Below are 20,834 nucleotides of genomic sequence, written 5' to 3'. Positions count from 1 at the left end.
TGGTCACTTCATGGTGGCCAGGTTGTGCCAGAGGTTGCGGAGGCTGTCGGTCCCGCCGAACAGCGTGGTGAAGTTGGTGGAGTCGATGAGCACCATATCGCCGGCTCGCCTGTCGGCGGGTGGCATCCAGATCAACGTATTGAATTCCGTATTGCCGGCGGCGGTGAAGGGATGGGGTCGCTGGGGGTCGACACGCTGGCGGCCCAGGACACGAAGCGAGTCGGATTCCGGCGCGGTGAGCTCGTAGTGCGGTAGATGGGGGTGGAAGTTGAACGTCGTCACGTTGTCCAGCAGCCGGGGCGCGTCCAGATCGCGGAACCCTGTCAAGGGTGCGATCTCATTGGTGCCGTCGACGACCGCGGGGCGCAGGCCCCATTTGTTGTGCACCGGCACGTCGAGGGCCCGCATGAGCGAGCGTGTGTACTGGCCGAATCGTTGCTGCCGCGGCACCAATGGATCACCGTGATGCGCGTATTCCATTTGTCGCTGCGCGTAGTCGTCGGTGCACCCGACGTCGTGGTGCGGTGCCAGCAGCAGGCAGGTGCCTTCGCGTTGCAGCCAGTCGCGGATCGCCTCGATCTCGGCTGAGGCGGCTTGCTGCTCGGAAAGAACGTGATCGAGCCCGAACACCATCAGGGTGTCGGTGTCGGCCAGGATCCGCTCGTCGATCGGCAAGGTGTAGCCGGCCTGGTCGATGCGCTGGAACACCGCGACGGGGTGACCGGTGGCCTCTTCGGCCAACTGTTGAAACGCCAGCGTCGAGCGATGGAACAGCTCGAGCGTGCCTGCGATGCCCTGCAGGAAGTGCGCGGCGTCGTATTCCGGAGTCTCGTAGCTCGGCCACAGCACGTTGCGGACCTCGGTCATCGTCGAGAAGCGGTTGTACATCTCGGCGGGATCGCGCTGCGCCTCCCATGGATAACTCCATGTCCAATAGATGCTCATCCGCCGTCGCCCGTCGTGCTTGCGCGGAATGTGGTTCTGGTTGTAGGTGCGTGCCGACGGCAGGGTGCTGCTCATGGTGTCACCTCTCGACTGTCGAGCGTGGCCAGGTATCGGAGAGCGCTGATGCCCGGGAGGAAGAAGTACGCGCCGCCCCTGAGCGTGGTGAAGGCCGGCAGTCCCTTGTGCACCTTGCGGATGGGCCGCTTGGGGATCGTGAAGTCGAGGGTGCCGTCCTGGGTGCCGCAGATGGGGTCGTGTTCGTTGCCGAGTTCGTGGAATGTCTTGTCGTTGATCCAGACGTTCTGGGCGAACTCGAACTGGCGTACCAGGCTGGCGCAGATGATGAACGCGGCGATCCCGCGGTCCACTCCGTCGTCGGGGGCATCCTCGGGTAGCGCGGGCCCGTAGGTGGCGCCGCGGCGAATCATTCTGCGGCGGTTCATGTTCGCCGCGGTGTCACGGGGGTTCAGACGCCGCGCGTGCGCGCCGAGAGGTACCGAGTAGCCGTGCGGATCCATTTCCTTGTAGCTGAAGTCGTTGTTGCGCATGGGATCCGCACCCAGCGCCGGATCATCCCGGTCCGGTGCCAGCACCAGGGGTGCGCCGCTGCGCCAGCGCCCCATGAGCTTCGCGGCGAGCAACTCCTGACCGTCCGGGGTATCCGAGTGCTCACGCAGATAGTTCCGAAACGCGCCGACGTGTTCTTGCAGGCGCCGGTAGGCCATATAGCTTCCGTTGCGGAACAACACCTCCGGCTGCGGCAGCGCTCGCGGTGGCCCCTCCTCGTCCGGATAGCCGAGGATGAATTCGCCGGGTTGCAGCGCTGCTCCCGAGCCGGGGGTCGGCGTGTCACCGGATCCGGCGATCACCGGCTGGGACAACCGATCTCGGAACCCGAAATGATCGTGGGCGTAGTCGAAGGGCGGCGTCGCGTTCAGATCCAGGAACGACAACACGCGCACACCGGAGCAACGGGCGATCAGTTTGTGGTGTTCGGTGGTGCAGCGCTGGTGCTCGGCATCGGTGCGGGCGAACAGGATCGCGATGGCGTGCACGTCGTCACCGGCCAGTCCGCCCACCCAGTTGCCGGGAGAACAAGCGCCCGTGTCACCCAGGATGTCAGCGCGCGCGGCCATGCCTTCGCGGAACTCGTCCGGGAAGGTGGCGAGCGTTTCCTCCGGTACGCCGAGCGCCCGCAGCCCGCGCCAGGTGAAGGCCAGCGTGACCCAGCGGTCGGAACTGTCCATCGTGGCGCGCACGTCCGCAGCCGATTGCACACGGTCCACCAGCGGCGTCAACCAAGCCCGCGCCCCTGCGGGATCGTCGAACGACAGGAACTCGTAGCGGCCGGTCACCGCCGGGGTCCGGGTCAGCAGGATGTGCTGAATATCGTCGAGTTCGAGCATGGCCCAGGGGTTACTGCATCTGGTCGAGCATGTCGGAAAACGCTGCTTTCAGCCGCAGCGCCTTTTTGATCTCGTCGGCGGTGACGTAGGGGTACTCGCCGTATTCGAGGAAGCTCGGAAACTGGTGTTCGCGAACAAATTTCACGAACGCCTCCGGGTTTTCCTTCCAATCCTCCGGAAATCCCTCGAGATTGGTGAAAACCGTGGTGATACCGGTCTGGGAGAACAGGGCCACGGCGTCCTCGGTGTATTTGTCGAAATCGGTGTCGAAAATGCCCTGATATTGGAAATGCAGTCCCGATCCGACGTCGAACAACACCCAACGCAGATAGTGCAGCCGCAGCGGTGCCAGCACATCCGGACCAGCTGCTACCGCATCCTGGATCTGCTTGCCGTATGCGCGAATAGCCTCCTCGCGACCCGGTTTCACCTTGGCGATGATCGAGAACCCGTAGCAGGCAGGCGTCCGGGGATAGAGGGGACCGTATCTGCCCCGCTCCAGCTCGAAATACCCCTCCGCCGGGATGGCCACGGCCGCCGGTTTACCCCAGTCGGGCTCGGTCGTCATATCTTCACCCACCTTCCGCACCGCAGTAAGCTGGACTTTCAATATGCTATGCCTCGGCCGATCTCGCCGAAACCCACACAGCACCCGCAACCAGGACGGAATTCGATCAACGACGTCGGTACGTTGAATTCTGTGCCAGGAGCACAACGAGGAAATCAGACCCGGACCGGAAATCCAGCCCAGCGGCGCTCGGATTTGACAGGATGACGCCATGTCGACATCGCCGCAACAGACCGAGCCGACCCCGCACCGGTTGTCGACACCGCGAGCGGCCGCACTGGCCGGAGTGGTCTTCGCGGTGTTGTTCGGCACAACGCTGATCTTGATCCGTATCGACATGCCCGACGGCATCGAAGGCTCGACTCGTTGGCTGAACAGTCAGCAGAACGCGATCAGAACAGCGACGGTGCTCATGCCGTTCGCCGGCATCAGCTTCCTATGGTTCATCGGCGTCGTCCGTGACGGATTCGGGCGCTATGAAGATCGGTTCTTCCTATCGGTATTCCTCGGTAGCGGCCTGCTGTTCCTGGCGATGATGTTCGTCGGCACCGCCGTCGCCGCCGGTCTGGTGTCCAGCAACACCGCCGTCACCGACCCGGCCGCCCGCGCCGCAGTGGTCGACTTCGGCAAGATGATCGTGGTTTCGGCATGCCAGACCTACGCCCTGCGGATGGCGGCCGTGTTCATGATCTCGCTCGCGACGATTTGGCTGAAGACCGGGCTGATGCCCCGCTGGCTCGCCGGTCTCAGCTATCTGGCGGCCCTGGCACTCCTGGTGGCCGGCGAAACGAGCAGATGGATGACGCTGGCCTTCCCGGCGTGGGTGCTTCTGGTCAGCATCCTCATCCTGGTTCGCTCCGCATCCCGAACGTGACAAACACCCACCAGCTCTGCGCGAGTGTGCGACAGTACCCCTTGTGGACGAGCCGGCTCCTCGCCGTTCGGCTGATCTGGATGCGGTCTACCGGACCGTGGCGGACCGACGTCTGCAATACGAGAACCTCCTCTGGCAGGTTCCCGCCCTCAGCCTGACTGCCCAGGCATTCTTGTTCAGTATCTCGATGGGAGCCGGAAACGACGCCATCGCGCGGATAGCCTCGTCGCTACTCGCGCTGATCGTGTCGGTCATTTCGATCATGCTCATGGCGAGCCATCGCCTCGCCGAACGCAAGGATGCCCGATGGCTGCAGCGATTCGAACAACAGCAGCTCGGCGCGGGCGCCTGGGGCGCACACGGCACCGTCTTCGAGGCGCATCAGGATGGCGTCGATCTCGAAGTCGACTGGCTGAACAAATTGATACCGATGCGGCAGATGTTCACGGTATGGGTCGTCGGACTGGCCTGTTTCGGCGTGGCCGCCATCTTCATGATTGTCCGGACGCTGATCGGTGTCGGGCACTGAGCCGTAGAGCGGTGACGGCCTCGGCCGATCCGGTCAGGTGTTCTCGACGAAGCGGTACCAGCGATCGTGGAAGGGTTCGTAGCCGACGCCGCCCGGTCCGGCGGGACCGATGCTCGGGGCGCTGTCCGGGAAGTAGGCGAAGCCTTCGGAATTGGTGGCTCCGCCACTGACGTAGAACAGGCAGGCGCCGTCGCGGCGGGTGATGTAGGTGACGGTGTAGACACCGAGGCGGGTGCGATGGCCCGGATTGGCGCAGGCGGTGGCCTGATCTTCCAGGATTGGCCGGGACAGGCGCCAACCGGTGGTTTCGGGCACTTCGTACCACACCAGCGCGGCGAGCGCGGCGATCAGTAGCGGTGCGGTAAGGCTCACGAGGACAGCGTGATAGCGGATCAGCCCCAGGATGGCGAAGACGATCGCAACAAGTCCGACCACCGAAAGTCCCACCCACAGCAGCACTTTGGCCGGAAAGCTGCCCTGAGCAGCCAATTCCCAGCACAGCGCGGCACAGAGCAACGCGATGACGGTGGTGATGGCGCCCATCCAGAGCTCGAACCATAACGGTGTCGGTCGGGGGCCACTGCTCATGCCAAAGAAGATACGTCGATCCGCCCTGTCTCCGAAGGGAATCGGCTCACCGTCTGTGGAGATATCTCACCGGGCACAGGAAACCCCCGGCCTCGGCATCCCATCGAGGGTGCCGGGACCGGGGGTCGTCGTACCAGACGTTCAGCTCGGCTATTACAGCGGCGGGAAACCGGCCGAACCGGTGGCCATCCAGTTCCAGAACATCGCCGCGCGGTTCACAACCAGGGCGAATACATCAAGGACAACGCTTCCCATAAAACTTCCTCACATCCGACTGTCTCGTGCAGCGCCCAGGGTAACGGATCGTTATGTGGGTCGAAACCGGTCATCCGCCCCGTCGACGGTCGTCGTGTGGTAAAGGAATCCCCCCGCCCGGCAAGCGCCCGGGCGGGGGGATTCACGAGTTACTCAGACGCGCAACGCCTTAGACGCAAGCCAGCGCCTTGGCCTCCCGGCGACGGCGGTGCAGGATCGGCTCGGTGTAGCCGTTCGGCTGCTTGGTGCCTTCCAGCACCAGTTCCTTCGCGGCCTGGAACGCGATGCTGCCCGCGAAGTCCGCCGCCATCGGCCGGTAGTTCGGATCGCCCGCATTCTGCTTGTCCACCACCGGCGCCATCCGCTCCAGGCTGGCCACCACCTCATCGGCGGTGACCACACCGTGGCGCAGCCAGTTCGCCATCAGCTGGCTCGAAATGCGCAGGGTCGCACGGTCTTCCATGAGACCGATATCCCGGATGTCGGGCACCTTGGAGCAGCCGACGCCGTGGTCGATCCAGCGCACCACATAGCCGAGGATGCCCTGGGAGTTGTTGTCCAGCTCCTGGCGCTTCTCCTCGTCGGTCCAGTTCGGGTCGGCCGCGAGCGGGATCTCCAGGATCTGATCGACGGTGGCGCGACGACCACCGGCGGCGATCTCCTGCTGCCGCTCGAACACATCGACCTGGTGGTAGTGCGTCGCATGCAAGGTGGCCGCGGTCGGCGAGGGAACCCAGGCGGTGTTGGCGCCCGCGCGCGGGTGGCCGATCTTCTGCTCGAGCATGTCGTGCATCAGATCCGGCATGGCCCACATGCCCTTGCCGATCTGCGCCTTACCGGGCAGGCCGGCGGCCAGACCGGTATCGACGTTCCAGTCCTCGTAGGACAGGATCCACTGCTGGGTCTTCATCTCCGCCTTGCGGACCATCGGCCCGGCCTCCATCGAGGTGTGGATCTCGTCGCCGGTGCGGTCCAGGAAGCCGGTGTTGATGAACACCACGCGCTCGGCGGCCGCCTGGATACAGGCCTTCAGATTGACCGTGGTCCGGCGCTCCTCGTCCATGATGCCGACCTTGAGGGTGTTGCGAGTCAGGCCGAGGACGTCCTCGATCCGGCCGAACAGCTCGTTGGTGAAGGCGACCTCGTCCGGGCCGTGCATCTTCGGCTTCACGATGTAGACCGAACCGGTGCGGCTGTTCTTCAGCTTCGTATCGCCGAGCAGGCTGTGCTTGGCGATCAGCGAGGTGATCAGGCCGTCCATGATGCCCTCGGGCACCTCGTTGCCCTCGGCGTCGATGATCGCGTCGGAGGTCATCAGGTGGCCGACATTGCGCACGAACAGCAGCGACCGGCCGTGCAGCACCAGCTCGCCGCCGCCGAGCGCGGTGTAGACGCGATCCGGGTTCATGGTGCGGGTGAAGGTCTTGTCGCCCTTGGTCACCTTCTCCGCCAGCTCGCCCTTCATCAGGCCGAGCCAGTTGTGGTAGCAGAGCACCTTGTCCTCGGCGTCCACCGCGGCGACCGAATCCTCGAAGTCCATGATCGTGGTGACCGCGGACTCCAGCACCACATCCTTGACACCGGCCGGATCGGTCTTGCCGATCGGCGAGGCGGCGTCGATCTGGATGTCGACGTGCAAGCCGTTGTGCTTCAACAGGATCGAGGTCGGCGATGCCGGATCGCCCAGGTAGCCGACCAGTTCCGCGCCATCGGTGGCCAGCGTGGTGACCCCGTCGTCGCTCAGCGTGACCGCCAGCTTGCCGCCATCGATCGCGTAGTGCGTCGAGGACCGGTGCGAGCCGTTGGCCAGCGGGGCGGCGGTATCGAGGAACTTGCGCGCGAACTCGATCACGCGGCTGCCGCGGACCGGGTTGTAGCCGGTGCCCTTCCCCCCACCGTCGGCCTCGGAGATGGCGTCGGTGCCGTAGAGGGCGTCGTAGAGCGAACCCCAGCGCGCGTTCGCGGCATTGATCGCGAAGCGGGCGTTCATCACCGGCACCACCAGCTGCGGGCCCGCGGTGGTGGCGATCTCGTCGTCCACATTCTGGGTGGCGATCTCGAAATCGGCCGGTTCCGCGCGCAGGTAGCCGATATCGCCGAGGAAGCTCTTGTAGGTGGCCTTGTCGTAGTTCGCGCCGGGATGCTCGGCGTGCCAGGCATCGAGCTTGCCCTGGATCTCGTCGCGTTCGGCCAGCAGGGCGCGGTTGCGCGGAGCGAGGTCATTGATGACCTGCTCGGCTCCGGCCCAGAACGCGGCGGAATCTACGCCGGTTCCGGGGAGCGCCTCGTTCTCGATGAACTCGTGGAGAACGCTGGCCACCTGGAGCCCGCCGACCTGAATCCGCTCTGTCATCTACTGCCTCACTTTTGAGAAAGCCGGGTGGGAAAAATCGCAACCAATGTTACCCATCGGTAGTGATGTGACGGTCTGTCGGGGCCTTGATTGTATCGTCCGGCGGAATTAATGTACTGATTGGAACATTACCGGCAGCCGGAGCAATGGAGCGCAATGCCAGGACAGTCGTTAGCGGATAAGGTCGCCCTGGTCACGGGCGGTAGCCGCGGGCTCGGACGGGAGATGGTGCTGGCCTTCGCCGCGGGCGGTGCGGATGTGGTGATCGCAAGTCGCAAACTCGACGGGTGTGTCGAGCTGGCCGATGAGGTGAAGAACATCCATGGTCGGCGCGCATTGCCGGTGGCGTGCAATGTCAGCGATTGGGCGCAGTGCGATGCGCTGGTCGAGGCGGCCTACGCGGAGTTCGGCAAGGTCGATGTGCTGGTCAACAATGCCGGGATGTCGCTGCTGTATCCGAGCCTGGATCAGGTGAGCGAGGACATGTTCGACAAGGTGATCGCGGTCAATCTCAAGGGCCCGTTCCGTTTGTCGACCTTGATCGGTACCCGGATGGCCGCCGCCGGTGGCGGTTCGATCATCAATATCTCCTCGATCGAGGCCGAACGACCGGAACCGCTCGCGGTGCCCTATGCGGCCGCCAAGGCGGGGTTGGCCAATCTCACGGGCGGACTCGCGCAGAGTTTCGCGCCGACGGTGCGGGTCAACACGATCCAATGCGGTCCGTTCGAGACGGATATTTCCAAGGCGTGGCCCGATGAGTTGCGCACCGAGCTGACTCGGCACATGGCACTCGGGCGGATCGGCCGCCCGGACGAGATCGTCGGCGCGGCGCTGTACTTCGCGACGGATGCGTCGGCGTATTGCACCGGCGCAACTCTGGCACTGGACGGTGGTTGGCGATGAAGGCATTGACTTACCAAGGACCGCAACAGATCTCGTACACCGAGGTGCCCGATCCGATGCTGCCGGGCCGCGACGGCGCAATCGTTCGGGTGACCGCCGCCGGAATCTGCGGTAGTGATCTGCACATCTATGCCGGGCACGGCTTCACCGACGGCACCGGATACAGCGTCGGCCACGAGGCGGTCGGCGAGATCGTCGAATTAGGTTCGGATATGCAGGGATTCACGGTCGGCGACCGGGTGCTGGTCTCCGCTTCCGTCGGCTGTAACCGCTGCGCGAAGTGCAAGGCCGGCATTGTGGCGGCGTGTGAACGCCATCCGCTGCCTGCCGACGCCTGCTATGGACTCGGCGGATCACTCGCCGGTGCGCAGGCGGAATATCTCGCGGTCCCCCACGCCGAGGGGAATCTCGTACGGCTGCCCGATTCGGTCAGCGATGAGGCCGCGATCGTGCTCACCGACAACGCGCCCACTGCCTGGTACGGCGCGCGCCGCACCCGCATTGCACCCGGTGAGACCGTGGTGGTGATCGGGCTGGGACCGGTCGGGCTGATGGCCGTGCAGTCGGCATTCGCGATGGGCGCGGCGCGGGTGCTCGGAGTGGATCTGGTGGCCGACCGCCGCAAGCGCGCCGCCGAATTGGGTGCGGAGATAGTCGAATCCGACGAACCCAAGACCGTCATCCGCGAAATGCTCAGCGGCGGTGCGGATGTCGCGATAGAGGCGGTCGGCGCCGATGCGACCATCAAGCTCGCCATCAGCGCCGTCGGGCATCGTGGCCGGGTCGGTGTGGTCGGCGTCAGTCATAATCGCGCCTTCCCGTTCCATATGCAGTTGGCACAGGTCAAGGAGCTCGAATTCCATATCGGACTCTGCTCGATCCAATACGAGCTGCCGGCACTGCTGCGACTCACCGCCGCCGGTCGCATCCGGCCCGAAGCGGTTGTCACACACCGATTCCCGATGACGGACGGCGCGAACGCCTACCGTATGTTCGCCGACCGTGCCGACGGGGTTTCGAAGGTCGTCCTGGATCCGCGCCGATGACCGCAGCATCGCGCAGCGATTCCATGAGGGGTGGTGGCCGGGTGACGGGTGGGCCTGAACTTGCCTCGCCTCGTCGTCGCGGTCGTCCACCGGCCGCGGAGACCACGGCCGAGGCGACCAGGGCGCGCATCGTGACGGCCGCGGTGGAACTGTTCGCGGAGCAGGGTTTCCACGGCACCGGCGTCGCGGAAATCGGTGATCGAGCGGGGGTACAGCGGGGTGCGCTGTACTACCACATCGGTTCCAAGGAAGAGCTGCTCTGGCAGATCCTGCGCGACTACATCCAGCTCATGCTCACCGATGCCCAGCGGATCTCCCGCGGCATCGACGACCCGATCGTCAAGTTGCGCAAGCTGATCCACAGCCACGTCGGGCTGATCATCGAGCACCGCCGCGAAGTCGCCATCCAATTGCGCGACGTCACCGCGCTGACCGGTGAGCGCGGCGAAGAACTACAGGAGATGCGTGACGAAATACAGGCCTGCTGGCAGCGCGTCATCGACGCGGGATATGTGGCGGGCCTGCTGCGCACCGACGACCACGTGGTCACCAACAGTGTGCTCGGCATGCTGAACATGGTGACCTTCTGGTACCGCCCGCACGGCGGGCGCTCCCCCGACGAAATCGCCGACATTGTGGCGTCCACCGTTCTCGACGGCATCACCGACACGAAAGGCTGACCATGTCTTGGGATTTCGAAACCGACCCGGAATACCAGCGGAAGTTGGACTGGGCGGCGGAGTTCGTCCGCACCGAGGTGGAGCCCCTCGATCTGCTCTACCCGAATCCCTACGACCGCACCGATACCGAGGCGATGGCGCTGATGCGGCCGCTGAAGGAGAAGGTGAAGGAACAGGGACTGTGGGCCTGCCATCTCGGACCGGAACTGGGCGGCCCCGGCTACGGGCAGCTGAAGCTCGGGCTGCTCAACGAGGTGCTCGGCACTTCGGTGTGGGCGCCGTCGGTATTCGGTTGCCAGGCACCGGATTCCGGTAACGCGGAAATCCTCGCGCACTACGGCACCGAGGAACAGAAGGCCAGGTACCTGGGGCCGCTGCTGGCCGGTGAGATCGGTTCCTGCTATGTCATGACCGAACCCACCGGCGGCTCGGATCCGACGCTGTTCAAGACCCGCGCCGTGCGCGACGGCGACTCCTGGGTCATCAACGGCGAGAAGTGGTTCAACTCGAACGCGCAGTTCGCCAGCTTCCATATCGTCATGGTGGTCACCAATCCGGATGTCAGCCCGTACCAGGGCATGTCGATGTTCATCGTGCCCGCCGACACCCCCGGCCTGGAGATCGTGAAGAACTTCCACGTGCACGGTTTCAGCGAGCACGAGGGACATCTGCGCTTCACCGATGTCCGGGTGCCCGCCGACCACCTGCTCGGCCAGGAGGGTACGGGCTTCATCGTCGCGCAGACCCGCCTCGGCGGCGGTCGGGTGCACCACGCGATGCGCACAGTCGCGTTGGTGCGCAAGGCCTTCGACATGATGGCCGAACGCGCGGTCTCCCGGCCGATGCGCAAGGGGGCACTCGCGGGTTTGCAGATGACCCAGGAACGCATCGCCGACAGCTGGATCGAGATGGAGCAGTTCCGCCTGCTCGTCCTGCGCACGGCCTGGCGCATCGATAAGGAACAGGACTATCTGAAGGTCCGCAAGGACATTGCCGCCATCAAGGTGGCGATGCCGAAGGTGATGCACGATATCGCCCAGCGCGCACTGCATCTGCACGGCGCCATCGGCGTCAGCCAGGATCTCCCGTTCGTCGACATGATGAATTACGCAGAGGTCATGGCGATCGCCGACGGCCCCACCGAGGTCCACAAGATCACCCTCGCCAAGGAAGTCCTGAAGGATTACACCCCGGGCGACCCGGTGTACCCCAGCGGCTACCGCCCCGCCCTGCGCGAACAGGCCCGAGAACTGGTGGCGCGCCGCCTGGAACACATTGTCGGCAACCTCTGATATCGCTATTGGGCGGTCACGGGGTGAACGCTCAGCGTGCAGGTGTCGATGGTGGTACTGACCGCGTGCGTGTCCGTGGTGTTCGGGGCGGTGACCAAAAGCTTCGTATACGTGGGGCACTGGTTGCCTTCCGCATCGACCGCGCCGCCCTCGACCACCGCCTCGGCATTGTGGTCGTGGTCCAGGACGACGGTCGGTGGCGTATCGATATCGGCCGGGAGACCGCCCAGATAGCCGCGCAAGGTGCGTTCGGCGTGCAGGAGCGGCCCGCCAGGGCCGGTATCCACGCCCGGGTATCCGGTCAGTGTGCACGCACCGCTGGCGCCAACGACCGAGAAATGCACACGCACACCACGGTGGCCCGCGCCGGGTGACATCGGTTCCACGCCGACTATGAGCTGGCTGCCGACGCACGCCGGTATCGGCGGCAACGGCGAAGCCGGTTCGCCGGTCGCTCCAGTTGGCTGGTCTGTGGCTACCGCACTCGGCCCCGGCACGCGGCTACCGATGCTGGTCGGCACAGCGCTCGTGCCTGGGGCCGTACCGTGGCCATGATCACCGCCCGCGCAACCGGCCAGCGCGAGAACCGCGCAGCAGCCCAGCGGCACCAGATATTTCACCGTCGATATCGACATCGGAACACATCCCTTGCGTATTCGATTCGAACTGGTGCCCCGCCATTCGTTGCGGACGCCACTTCCGGAACTCCCCATTCGACACGCGGTCCCCCCGAGCGGACGAGCCTGTCGAGCTGTTTATCGGCCGCACCCGTCGAACGTTATCGGTGCACACCCGAATATCCAGGTCTAACCTGGATGCCCGGAGGTAACCGAGTGATCGCATACGAGGTGCGGCGGGTGCACAGCTGCGAGTTCTGCGGTACCGACGACCAAGCCCTCGGCACCGACAGCTCGTTGGACCGGGCCAAGTCGATCGCCGAACGCGACGCGGGCCTCGCTCTCGAATGGGCATGGTTCATCGCCGACGGCGAGTGGCCGCTGAGCGCCGATCCCGGGGACGGCGTCTACCGCTACTACATCTACGCGCGAGAGACGACTGCGTAATACCGACGGCTATGGCGCCCGCACGCTCAGCCGCAAGACCGTGACAGCCGACGCACTCGTCGATACCGTCCGGCTGGCCATCGAAACCGTTGGCGGCGTGGGCTTTTCGCGCGGCTGCGAGCTGGAGATGTGGTACCGCGACATCCACGGCTGCCTGTTCCACCCGCTGCCGCGGGCCGAGCAGACCCGGTTCACCGGCCGAGTTCTGTTGGGCCACACGCCCATCGGCTGACCCGGCCTTCTCGAACGACATATGCTCGAAGCCGGGACGCACGCCTGCCGATCGGGGTTCAATGGATGGGCACACGATGATGCACGGGAGGGAGTCATCGGTGTCCTGATAACCACCACAACCGTGGACGAGGCGGTGACTGCCCCTCGGACACGATGAAGGAGTCGCGCACCCCCTCGCCCGCGGCTCCTTCATCCCGCCGCGCCGGGCGAATCGTCGGCATTGTGCATTGTGTTAAAAATGTTCGGCGTTTGTCACGGGTTGTTCCCGCATCAACCCCTGGTCAGACCGTACGGTTGTCTCCGACGCGACGGCAGGCAGTCGCGTACGGCCCCCGGCCGCTTCGGACCCAGCAAAACCGAGGTGTGGACCATGTTTATGCGCAAGATGATCGGTGCTGTGGCGGGAACCGTCATGGTAGGTGCGGCGGGCGCAGTCGGCGGTGCCGGCGCGGCGACGGCGGCGCCCGATGGCTGCCCCGACCTGTATGTCGTGGCGGTACCCGGCACGTGGGAGACCTCCGATGCCAATCCCGGCGAGGGCATGCTCGCGAGCGTCACCGATAACCTGCCGCGAAATACCAGGACCGACTACGTGACCTACGCGGCGACCGCTTTCCCCTGGGAGACCGATGTTTACGGGCGGTCCAAGCGACAGGCCATCGATAATGCCCGCGGCCTGGTCACGGCCATGGCCCAGCAGTGCGCCGAGACCAAGATCGCGCTGATCGGCTACAGCCAGGGCGCGGATGCGGCAGGCGATCTCGCCGCCGAAATCGGCACCGGACTGAGTCCCATACGGCCCGAACGCATCGCCGCGGTCGGGCTCATCTCGGATCCGCGCCGCTCCCCGGCCGACGCACTCATCGGCCCGCCGGTCGACGGCGCCGGCGCGGGCGGACCGCGCATCGGCGGCTTCGGCTTCCTCACCCAGAAGACCCGCACCATCTGCGCCGTCGGCGACCTCTACTGCGCCGCACCGCCCACCGACTTCGCGACCCGCGTCGCCGGCTTCCTGGCCCAGGCCTCCGATCCCGACCCGGCTCAGCTGTGGCGCTATCAGCAGGAGGCGTTCGCCATCTTCAACGACCTGATGGCCACCGGGGTGGCCCCGCTGGTCCAGAACCAGCTCGCCGATCCGGAAATGAACGAGCGCAAGCGGGAATTCGAGCGGTTCTACAACTCGTTCGTACACCAGAACTATCCGACCTACGTCGTGGATTCCAACGGCGCCACCGCCACCTCGTGGCTGCGGCAGTGGCTGGTCGGCCTGGCCTGAAAAACCCTTCGCCAGCGGTGGGCGCGCTGTGCCACCATGAGTTTCGATGATGATCACCCCGATTCCGCGGGTGCTCACGAGCATGAGGAAGGAGGCGGCGGCCGTGACCATTGTCGTATCGAGCTTGCGTCGGTATGACGCGCGCGTCGAGCAGGAACTGCGCCGCCTCCCGGCCGGTAACTGACCGACCCTCGCCTTCCGAATCCGCTCGCCCTCTCGAAACATGGTGACTCCCATGACGTTCCACCGTGCCACCGATCCGGTGGTGTCTACTGTCGACAACTGGATACACACCCGGGTCCTGGTATTGAACGCCAGCTACGAGGCGCTCACCGAGATCAGCGCCGACCGGGCCGTGGTGCTGCTCATGGGCGGCGCCGCGGAGTCGATCGCGGATCGGGAGCCGCACCTCCCGATCCGGTCCAAGCACCTCGAGCTCGCGCTGCCGGAGACGATCCGGCTGCTGCGGTACGTATACCTCGACCATGTGACGCGAGTACACGACGGCAGTCGCGCGACACTGGCCGGTGTGCTGCGCCGGGACCACCACCGGTGCGGATACTGCGCGTCCTGGGCACGCACCGTAGACCACATTCGGCCCCGCAGCAGGGGTGGTCCGAACACCTGGGACAACCTGATCGCCGCGTGCGCGCCGTGCAACTCGAGCAAGGCCGACCGGACGCCGGAGGAAGCGGGCATGCGGTTGCTATGGCAGCCGAAGGCGCCCGACCACCTGGCCAAACGGCAACAGCGGATCTGGAAGCAACTGGCCGCCACCTGAGCCGAGAGAGAAAGGAGAAGGCTCGAAATGACCGTCGAATTGGAGACCAGCGCGGTTGTCGATCTGACCGACCTGCTCCCGCTCTCGGATTCCCGAGAGTGGCATCGGGCGGCCTGCCGCGGTGATCCGAATCACGAGGCGTGGTTCCCGTACCCGTCGCAGGACTTCGAGTACGCGCGTGCGGTTTGCGCGGGCTGCCCGATTCGGGATGCCTGCGGTGAATTCGCCGCGCGGACTGGACAGTCCGGAGTTTGGGGCGGACACGAGTTCGACCGCGGACGGATGATCCGCGCCTAGCCGGACGTCGACGCCACGCCGTGCCGGTGCGCCGCACCGGACACACCGGCACGGCAAATCTCGCGTGAACATACACTGAGGATCGTGGGCACACATCGCAGCGGAACCAGGTCCCGGGGCGTCAGCAAAGGTCCGGTTATCGCAGTGGTTGCCGTTTTGCTGCTAGTCGCGGCGGTCTTCGCGTTTTTTCAACTGAGTGATCGCGCCGCGAACCGGGACAAGTCGGCCGCGGCGGAATGCAAGGAGGGGCCGTCGACCCTGTTCGTGACGGTCGATCCGGATATCGCCGATCCGGTGCGGGCCGCGGCGGAGCGCTACAACGCGACCAACCCAAAGGTGCGCGATCATTGCGCGAAAGTGGTGGTGACGGCCCAGCCGTCGGCGGCGATCGTCGCCGGGTTCACCTCGGGCACGCCGTGGAACGGTGCGCTCGGTCCGCAGCCTGGGCTGTGGATCGCCGATTCGATGCGGTCCATCGAATCCATGCGGGTGCCCGGTCTGATCGAGGGCACACCCGCGCCGGTTGCGATGAGTCCGATCGTGGTCGCCGTTCCCGAGGATCTGCGGGGTGCGCTCGAGCAGGCCAAGATCACCTGGGCGGATTTGCCACGGCTGCAACAGGGTTCGCTGGACGAACTCGGATTGTCCGGGTGGGGTGGGCTGCGGATGGCAGTGCCCGCCGGGGATTCGACCTTGGCGGTGGCAGCAGCGGTCGGCTCCGCGGTTTCGGGAACCGATCCACTCACCGATCAGGTCGCGCAGTCCGGTCAGGTTGTCGCGGCGATCTCCGGGCTCGCCGCGAAAGCGCCGCAGGCGGCGGACACCACTGCCGCGTTGGCCGCGATCGGCGGGACGAATTCGCCCATTCATGCGGTAGCGGCTACCGAGCAGCAATTGAAAGCTGTTGGTAGTACGTCGGAATTTCGGCCAATGGGGACCGCACCCGTTGCCGATCATCCCGCCGCGCTGATGTCCGGGGCGTGGGTGGACAAGACCCAGAATCTGATCGCATCACTGTTCACCGACTACTTGCGCGCACCCCAACAGTCCTCGGCCTTCACCGCCGCCGGATTCGCCGCGGCACCGGCCGTCGCCGCACCCGCCGCGCCGCGGACCGCACTGGACAAGGTGCGTGCCACACTCGCCAATCCTGTACTCGGCGTGCAGGCTACGGTGCTGCTCGACGTCTCGTCCTCGATGGGCAACAACGACGGATCCGTCGCCCGGCTCTCGAATGCACTCGGCGCGCTGCGCTCCACGATGAATGTGATGCCGCCGGACTTCGGACTCGGCGTGTGGACATTCGGCAAAAACCTCGACGGGACAACGCCGTACAAGATCCAAACGCCCACCGCGCCACTGAACAATCAGCAGCGCACCGCGTTGGATACGGCGCTGGAGGCGGTGAAGCCCACCGAATCCCGTACCGACCAGGCTTATCCGTCACTGATCGCCGCCTACAAGTCGGCTGTTCGCGGATACACTCCGGGGCTCACCAATTCGGTTCTGCTCATCGCCGACGGCCCGGATGACGACTCCACCACCACCGGAGCCAAACTGCTGACCGAGCTGACCTCCGCCGCCGATCCGGCCCACCCGGTTCGCATCGATGTCATCATCATCGGGGGCACTGGCACGGAGACCCTCCAAGGCGCCGCGCAGCGAACCGGTGGCACGTACACCCGGCTGCCGACCTCGGATGACGTCAGCTTCGGGACCGCAGTTATGCACGCGTTGACGACGCCGTGAATGATCGCCTGGGCAATCTCCCTGACATCATCGATGTCGAGGAGATTGTTAACTTCGCTACGGCACCGATCTACTACCGCTCGTTCATCACTCACGAACCGCTGACCACGCAAGACACCCTCCGCGCGACCGGTGCCGCACCAGTCGCGGCACGTGCCGGTGCGATCTGACGGCCGATCGGGGCACAGTGGAGCAGCCCGCAATGCAATGATGACCCGGTGACTTCCTGGCTTCCGCTTCTCAGCTCGCTCATCGTCGCCGCCGCGGCGCTCATCGGCGTCCTGATCAACAACCGGACGAACCGCGACGCGATCACCGCGGCCGACGAGCGCAACCGGACCACACTTGATGCCGCACAGGCCAATATCGAGACAACCCACGCCGCCGCGCAACGCAACATCGACAACGCCAACGCCGCCGCAGAACGCCGCGAACAAGACAAATGGCGACGCGACTCGATTCTGACCGCGATCTCCTCGGTACTGCTCGCCGCCGCCGACGTCCGCCAAACCCTGTGGGACACCCTCGATTGGAAGGCCGAATCCGTCGAGGAGGTGGACAGTTTCGGCAAGGAAGTACAGCAGAGCATCTCCGCATGCAACGGCTACATCACCCGCCTGCGCGTCCTGGCGAACCTTAAGATCCCGCAGCGCTGCGAAGATCTCCTCCGAACCCTCACCGCCGCCCAGAGCATCACCGTGCAACGCCTCAAGGTGGAACTCGACCACGAAGCGACCATGGACGACGTCAACGCGATCCGCGCACTGTGGCACAAGGCGATTGCCAACACCGTCCAAGACGAACGCGCAGTCATCGACGCGACGCGGTCGGAACTGGGAATCGAAGCCCTCAGCGAGATACCGGAAATCGAACCCGAGGCCGCGCCGGACCCAGCGTGACTCGCCTGGTCGATACCTACGCCAAAGCGGCTGCCGCACAGTGACGATGGCTACCGAGCCGCACCTGCAACGGGGTCGAGGTGCGGCTCGGTGGCCGTCAGTACGCGTCCAGCGGCGGGCAGGAGCAGACGAGGTTGCGGTCACCGTAGGCGCCGTCGATCCGCCGCACCGCTGGCCACACCTTGCCCCGCGCCGGATCCAGCCCCTGCGGATACACCGCGACCTCCCGGCTGTACGGGTGGTCCCAATCCCCGACCAGGCAGGCCGCCGTATGTGGCGCACCGCGCAGCGGGTTGTCCTCGACCGGCCACACACCCGCGGCGACCTGATCGATCTCGCCCCGGATCGCCGTCATCGCGAGGATGAATTCGTCCAGCTCGGCGAGGTTTTCGCTCTCGGTGGGCTCCACCATCAATGTGCCCGCCACCGGGAAGCTCATGGTCGGCGCATGGAATCCGTAGTCCGCCAACCGCTTTGCCACATCGTCGACGGTCACACCGGTCCGCTTGGTGATCTCGCGCAGATCCAGAATGCACTCGTGCGCCACCATCGAGTTCTCACCGGTGTACAGCACCGGGAAGTGCTCGTTCAACCGGCGCGCGATGTAGTTGGCTGACGCGATCGCGGTCAACGTGGCCTTACGCAGGCCATCCGCCCCCATCATCCGGATATAAGCCCAGGTGATCGGCAGGATCGACGCCGAACCGTACTTTGCCGCCGACACCGCGTGCGAACCCGGCTCGAGCGGGTCACCGGGCAGGTACGGCGCAAGATGCGAGCGCACCGCCACCGGGCCGACGCCTGGACCACCGCCACCGTGCGGAATGCAGAAGGTCTTGTGCAGGTTCAAATGGCTGACATCGCCACCGAACCGGCCCGGACGAGCAAGGCCCACAAGGGCATTCAGATTCGCGCCGTCGACGTACACCTGACCACCCGCATCGTGCACCAGCGCGCACAACTCGGCGACCTCATGCTCGTACACGCCGTGCGTGGACGGGTAGGTGATCATGATGCAGGCCAGCCGGTCGGCGTGGTCGGCGATCTTGGCGCGCAGGTCGTCGAGGTCCACATCGCCGTTCTCCCGGCACTTCACGACCTCGACGCGCAGCCCCACCATGGTGGCCGAGGCCGCGTTGGTGCCGTGCGCACTGGACGGAATAAGGCACGTATCCCGGTGTGTATCGCCACGATCCAGGTGGTAGCGCCGAATGGCCAGCAACCCGGCGTACTCACCCTGGCTACCCGCATTCGGCTGCAGGCTCACCTGGTCGTACCCGGTGATGGCCGAGAGCCAGCCCTCCAGATCGGTGATCACCCGCAGCAGACCGGGCGCATCCTCGACCGGCGCGTACGGATGGACCCGAGCGAAACCGGGCCAGGTGATGGCCTCCATCTCGGCGGTGGCATTGAGCTTCATGGTGCAGGAGCCGAGCGGAATCATGCTGCGGTCCAACGCGATGTCCTTATCGGAGAGCCTGCGCAGATAGCGCAGCATCGCGGTTTCGGTGTGGTAGCTGGTGAAGGCCGGATGGGTGAGGAATTCCGAGGTGCGGGTCTCGATCGAACCGTCGGTCACGCTCGGCACACCGCCCGGATCGCCGACGCCCGACGGCAGTCCGGTGCTGAAGGATTCGAGCACCGTGGTGACGTGCGCCTCGGTGGTGGCCTCGTCACAGGCGATGCCGACGTGATCGGCATCCACCAGCCGCAGGTTGATCCCGCTCGACTTCGCCTTGGCGACAACGGATTCCGCGCCGCCGGGCACGCGCACCAGCAGGGTGTCGAAGAAATTCTCGTGCACCACGACACCAACGAGCCCGGCCGCGATGGCTGCCGCGCGCGCATGAACGCGGCGGGCGATCGCCCGCAGTCCGTCGGCACCGTGGTAGCTCGCGTACATCGCGGCCACAATGGCCAGCAGCACCTGTGCGGTACAGATATTGGAGGTCGCCTTCTCCCGGCGAATGTGCTGCTCACGGGTCTGCAGCGCGAGCCGGTACGCCCTGTTGCCATCCGCGTCCACGGAGACGCCGACCAACCGGCCAGGCAGTTGCCGCGCATGCTTGGTGCGCACCGACAGATATCCGGCGTGCGGACCGCCGAAGCCCATCGGCACCCCGAAACGCTGTGTGGTGCCGAAACATACGTCCGCACCCTGCTCCCCCGGCGGCGTAATCAGGGTCAGCGCAAGCAGATCCGCGCCGACCGCCACCAATGCACCACGCTCGTGCGCCGTCTCGATCACCGGCCGCCAGTCCACAATCCGCCCCGACGCACCCGGAACCTGAACCAGCACGCCGAAGAACTCGCCCTCGGGCAATTCGCCACCGGACAGATCCGCCGAGACGATCTCGATGCCCAGCGGCTCGGCCCGGGTGGCCAGCACGGTCTTGGTCTGTGGGAACAGATCGTCATCGATGAGCAGACGTGCGGACTTGGACTTGCCCGCGCGGCGCAGCAGCGTCATCGCCTCGGCGGCGGCGGTGGCCTCATCCAGCATGGATGCATTGGCCACCTCCATCCCGGTCAGATCCGACACCATGGTCTGGAAGTTGAGCAGCGCCTCGAGCCGCCCCTGGCTGATCTCCGGCTGGTACGGCGTGTAGGCGGTGTACCAGGCCGGATTCTCCAGCAGGCTACGCACCAGCACCGGCGGGGTCAGCGTGTCGTAGTAGCCGAGCCCGATCATCGAGGTGGCGACGGTATTGGAGTGCGCGAGCTCGGCGAGTTCGGCGAGCACCTCGTGCTCGGTGGCCGCGGGCGGCAGCACCTCGAGGCCGGAGCCGTCCAGAATGCTCGCGGGCAGTGCCGCGGCGGCGAGCTCGTCCAGCGAGCCGACGCCGACGACGTCCAGAATCCGGGCAAGTTCGGCCTGGTCGGGTCCGATGTGGCGGTCGGCGAATGATCGAGTCACGGCAGCTCCAAGGTCGGGCGGGGTCGACCAACAGTGGTCGACGGGTACCAGCCCTCCCCCTCTGTCGTGGAGCCTGAGAGATTCGGACGCCGCGACACCCTGCCTCGAACGGACAGGGCTCAGGACCCCTTTCCCCATGGGCGGGCGATCGCCGCGTTGTGCGCCAAACACCACT

At 65.5% G+C, this 20,834-nt stretch carries 22 protein-coding genes; 15 read left to right on the top strand and 7 right to left on the bottom strand.

Going from position 1 to position 20,834, the window contains the following annotated elements:
- Positions 1 to 3: 3 nt before the first annotated feature.
- From ACZ60G_RS08600 to ACZ60G_RS08590, 3 genes are read right to left on the bottom strand one after another with little or no spacing between them, the layout of a single operon-like run.
- Positions 4 to 1,020, bottom strand: coding sequence for a hypothetical protein (locus ACZ60G_RS08600; RefSeq protein ID WP_465808535.1), 1,017 nt, complete (start codon positions 1,018 to 1,020; stop codon positions 4 to 6).
- A complete protein-coding gene (locus tag ACZ60G_RS08595) occupies positions 1,017 to 2,351 on the bottom strand; it encodes a Dyp-type peroxidase (protein WP_465808533.1) in 1,335 nt (444 codons plus the stop codon). The genes ACZ60G_RS08600 and ACZ60G_RS08595 overlap by 4 nt, the downstream gene beginning before the upstream one ends.
- 10 nt (positions 2,352 to 2,361) lie before the next feature.
- Positions 2,362 to 2,919 (bottom strand): hypothetical protein, encoded by a 558-nt coding sequence (locus ACZ60G_RS08590; protein WP_465808531.1) that lies wholly within the window; start codon positions 2,917 to 2,919, stop codon positions 2,362 to 2,364.
- Positions 2,920 to 3,130: 211 nt separating this feature from the next.
- Here ACZ60G_RS08590 and ACZ60G_RS08585 point away from each other — a divergent pair, with 211 nt between their 5' ends.
- Both ACZ60G_RS08585 and ACZ60G_RS08580 read left to right on the top strand, forming a co-directional pair.
- Positions 3,131 to 3,793: a hypothetical protein gene (locus ACZ60G_RS08585; RefSeq protein WP_465808529.1), complete on the top strand. Its 663-nt coding sequence runs from the start codon at positions 3,131 to 3,133 to the stop codon at positions 3,791 to 3,793.
- 43 nt (positions 3,794 to 3,836) lie between these two features.
- Positions 3,837 to 4,322: a hypothetical protein gene (locus ACZ60G_RS08580; RefSeq protein WP_465808528.1), complete on the top strand. Its 486-nt coding sequence runs from the start codon at positions 3,837 to 3,839 to the stop codon at positions 4,320 to 4,322.
- Between the two features lie 33 nt (positions 4,323 to 4,355).
- Here ACZ60G_RS08580 and ACZ60G_RS08575 read toward each other — a convergent pair whose 3' ends face one another.
- Positions 4,356 to 4,910, bottom strand: coding sequence for a hypothetical protein (locus ACZ60G_RS08575; RefSeq protein ID WP_465808526.1), 555 nt, complete (start codon positions 4,908 to 4,910; stop codon positions 4,356 to 4,358).
- A gap of 424 nt (positions 4,911 to 5,334) precedes the next feature.
- A complete protein-coding gene (locus ACZ60G_RS08570) occupies positions 5,335 to 7,518 on the bottom strand; it encodes a malate synthase G (protein ID WP_465808524.1) in 2,184 nt (727 codons plus the stop codon).
- Positions 7,519 to 7,674: 156 nt separating this feature from the next.
- On the opposite strand from ACZ60G_RS08570, the gene ACZ60G_RS08565 reads away from it, so the two are divergent.
- The 4 genes from ACZ60G_RS08565 to ACZ60G_RS08550 are packed head-to-tail and all read left to right on the top strand — an operon-like array spanning position 7,675 to position 11,442.
- Positions 7,675 to 8,424: an SDR family NAD(P)-dependent oxidoreductase gene (locus ACZ60G_RS08565; protein ID WP_465808522.1), complete on the top strand. Its 750-nt coding sequence runs from the start codon at positions 7,675 to 7,677 to the stop codon at positions 8,422 to 8,424.
- On the top strand, positions 8,421 to 9,470 hold the full coding sequence (locus ACZ60G_RS08560; RefSeq protein ID WP_465808520.1) for an alcohol dehydrogenase catalytic domain-containing protein: 1,050 nt from the start codon (positions 8,421 to 8,423) through the stop codon (positions 9,468 to 9,470). Before ACZ60G_RS08565 ends, ACZ60G_RS08560 begins: the two co-directional genes overlap by 4 nt.
- Positions 9,467 to 10,150, top strand: coding sequence for a TetR/AcrR family transcriptional regulator (locus ACZ60G_RS08555; protein ID WP_465808518.1), 684 nt, complete (start codon positions 9,467 to 9,469; stop codon positions 10,148 to 10,150). Before ACZ60G_RS08560 ends, ACZ60G_RS08555 begins: the two co-directional genes overlap by 4 nt.
- A 2-nt stretch (positions 10,151 to 10,152) precedes the next feature.
- Positions 10,153 to 11,442: an acyl-CoA dehydrogenase family protein gene (locus tag ACZ60G_RS08550; RefSeq protein WP_465808516.1), complete on the top strand. Its 1,290-nt coding sequence runs from the start codon at positions 10,153 to 10,155 to the stop codon at positions 11,440 to 11,442.
- 5 nt (positions 11,443 to 11,447) lie between these two features.
- On the opposite strand, the gene ACZ60G_RS08545 is transcribed toward ACZ60G_RS08550, so the two are convergent.
- Positions 11,448 to 12,077: a DUF4232 domain-containing protein gene (locus ACZ60G_RS08545; RefSeq protein ID WP_465808514.1), complete on the bottom strand. Its 630-nt coding sequence runs from the start codon at positions 12,075 to 12,077 to the stop codon at positions 11,448 to 11,450.
- Between the two features lie 198 nt (positions 12,078 to 12,275).
- On the opposite strand from ACZ60G_RS08545, the gene ACZ60G_RS08540 reads away from it, so the two are divergent.
- The 9 genes from ACZ60G_RS08540 to ACZ60G_RS08500 all read left to right on the top strand — a co-directional run bounded on the left by ACZ60G_RS08540 (position 12,276) and on the right by ACZ60G_RS08500 (position 17,742).
- Complete coding sequence (locus ACZ60G_RS08540; protein ID WP_327098343.1) at positions 12,276 to 12,506, top strand: hypothetical protein; 231 nt, start codon at positions 12,276 to 12,278, stop codon at positions 12,504 to 12,506.
- A 40-nt stretch (positions 12,507 to 12,546) separates the two neighbouring features.
- Positions 12,547 to 12,738, top strand: a complete 192-nt coding sequence (locus ACZ60G_RS08535; RefSeq protein ID WP_465808512.1) for a hypothetical protein — start codon at positions 12,547 to 12,549, stop codon at positions 12,736 to 12,738.
- 378 nt (positions 12,739 to 13,116) lie between these two features.
- Positions 13,117 to 14,016 (top strand): cutinase family protein, encoded by a 900-nt coding sequence (locus ACZ60G_RS08530; RefSeq protein WP_465809142.1) that lies wholly within the window; start codon positions 13,117 to 13,119, stop codon positions 14,014 to 14,016.
- A gap of 46 nt (positions 14,017 to 14,062) precedes the next feature.
- Positions 14,063 to 14,200, top strand: coding sequence for a hypothetical protein (locus tag ACZ60G_RS08525; protein ID WP_465808511.1), 138 nt, complete (start codon positions 14,063 to 14,065; stop codon positions 14,198 to 14,200).
- Positions 14,201 to 14,251: 51 nt separating this feature from the next.
- The gene (locus ACZ60G_RS08520) at positions 14,252 to 14,797 is read left to right on the top strand and encodes an HNH endonuclease (protein WP_465808510.1); all 546 of its coding nucleotides are present in this window, start codon (positions 14,252 to 14,254) and stop codon (positions 14,795 to 14,797) included.
- A gap of 27 nt (positions 14,798 to 14,824) precedes the next feature.
- Positions 14,825 to 15,094 carry a WhiB family transcriptional regulator gene (locus ACZ60G_RS08515; protein WP_063037408.1) on the top strand — a complete coding sequence of 90 codons (270 nt, stop codon included), beginning with the start codon at positions 14,825 to 14,827 and terminating at the stop codon, positions 15,092 to 15,094.
- Between the two features lie 84 nt (positions 15,095 to 15,178).
- A complete protein-coding gene (locus tag ACZ60G_RS08510; protein ID WP_465808509.1) occupies positions 15,179 to 16,843 on the top strand; it encodes a VWA domain-containing protein in 1,665 nt (554 codons plus the stop codon).
- Positions 16,840 to 17,013, top strand: coding sequence for a hypothetical protein (locus ACZ60G_RS08505; RefSeq protein ID WP_465808507.1), 174 nt, complete (start codon positions 16,840 to 16,842; stop codon positions 17,011 to 17,013). Before ACZ60G_RS08510 ends, ACZ60G_RS08505 begins: the two co-directional genes overlap by 4 nt.
- Before the next feature lie 48 nt (positions 17,014 to 17,061).
- Positions 17,062 to 17,742 (top strand): hypothetical protein, encoded by a 681-nt coding sequence (locus tag ACZ60G_RS08500; RefSeq protein ID WP_465808506.1) that lies wholly within the window; start codon positions 17,062 to 17,064, stop codon positions 17,740 to 17,742.
- A 97-nt stretch (positions 17,743 to 17,839) separates the two neighbouring features.
- Here the strand turns inward: ACZ60G_RS08500 and gcvP are convergent, their stop codons facing one another.
- Positions 17,840 to 20,659, bottom strand: coding sequence for an aminomethyl-transferring glycine dehydrogenase (gcvP, locus tag ACZ60G_RS08495; RefSeq protein ID WP_465808505.1), 2,820 nt, complete (start codon positions 20,657 to 20,659; stop codon positions 17,840 to 17,842).
- Positions 20,660 to 20,834 lie beyond the last annotated feature (175 nt).

The sequence above is a fragment of the Nocardia sp. NPDC102475 genome, from assembly GCF_055584605.1.
Note: the sequence above shows the minus strand (reverse complement) of the source record. Positions and strands in the feature narration are given on the sequence as shown.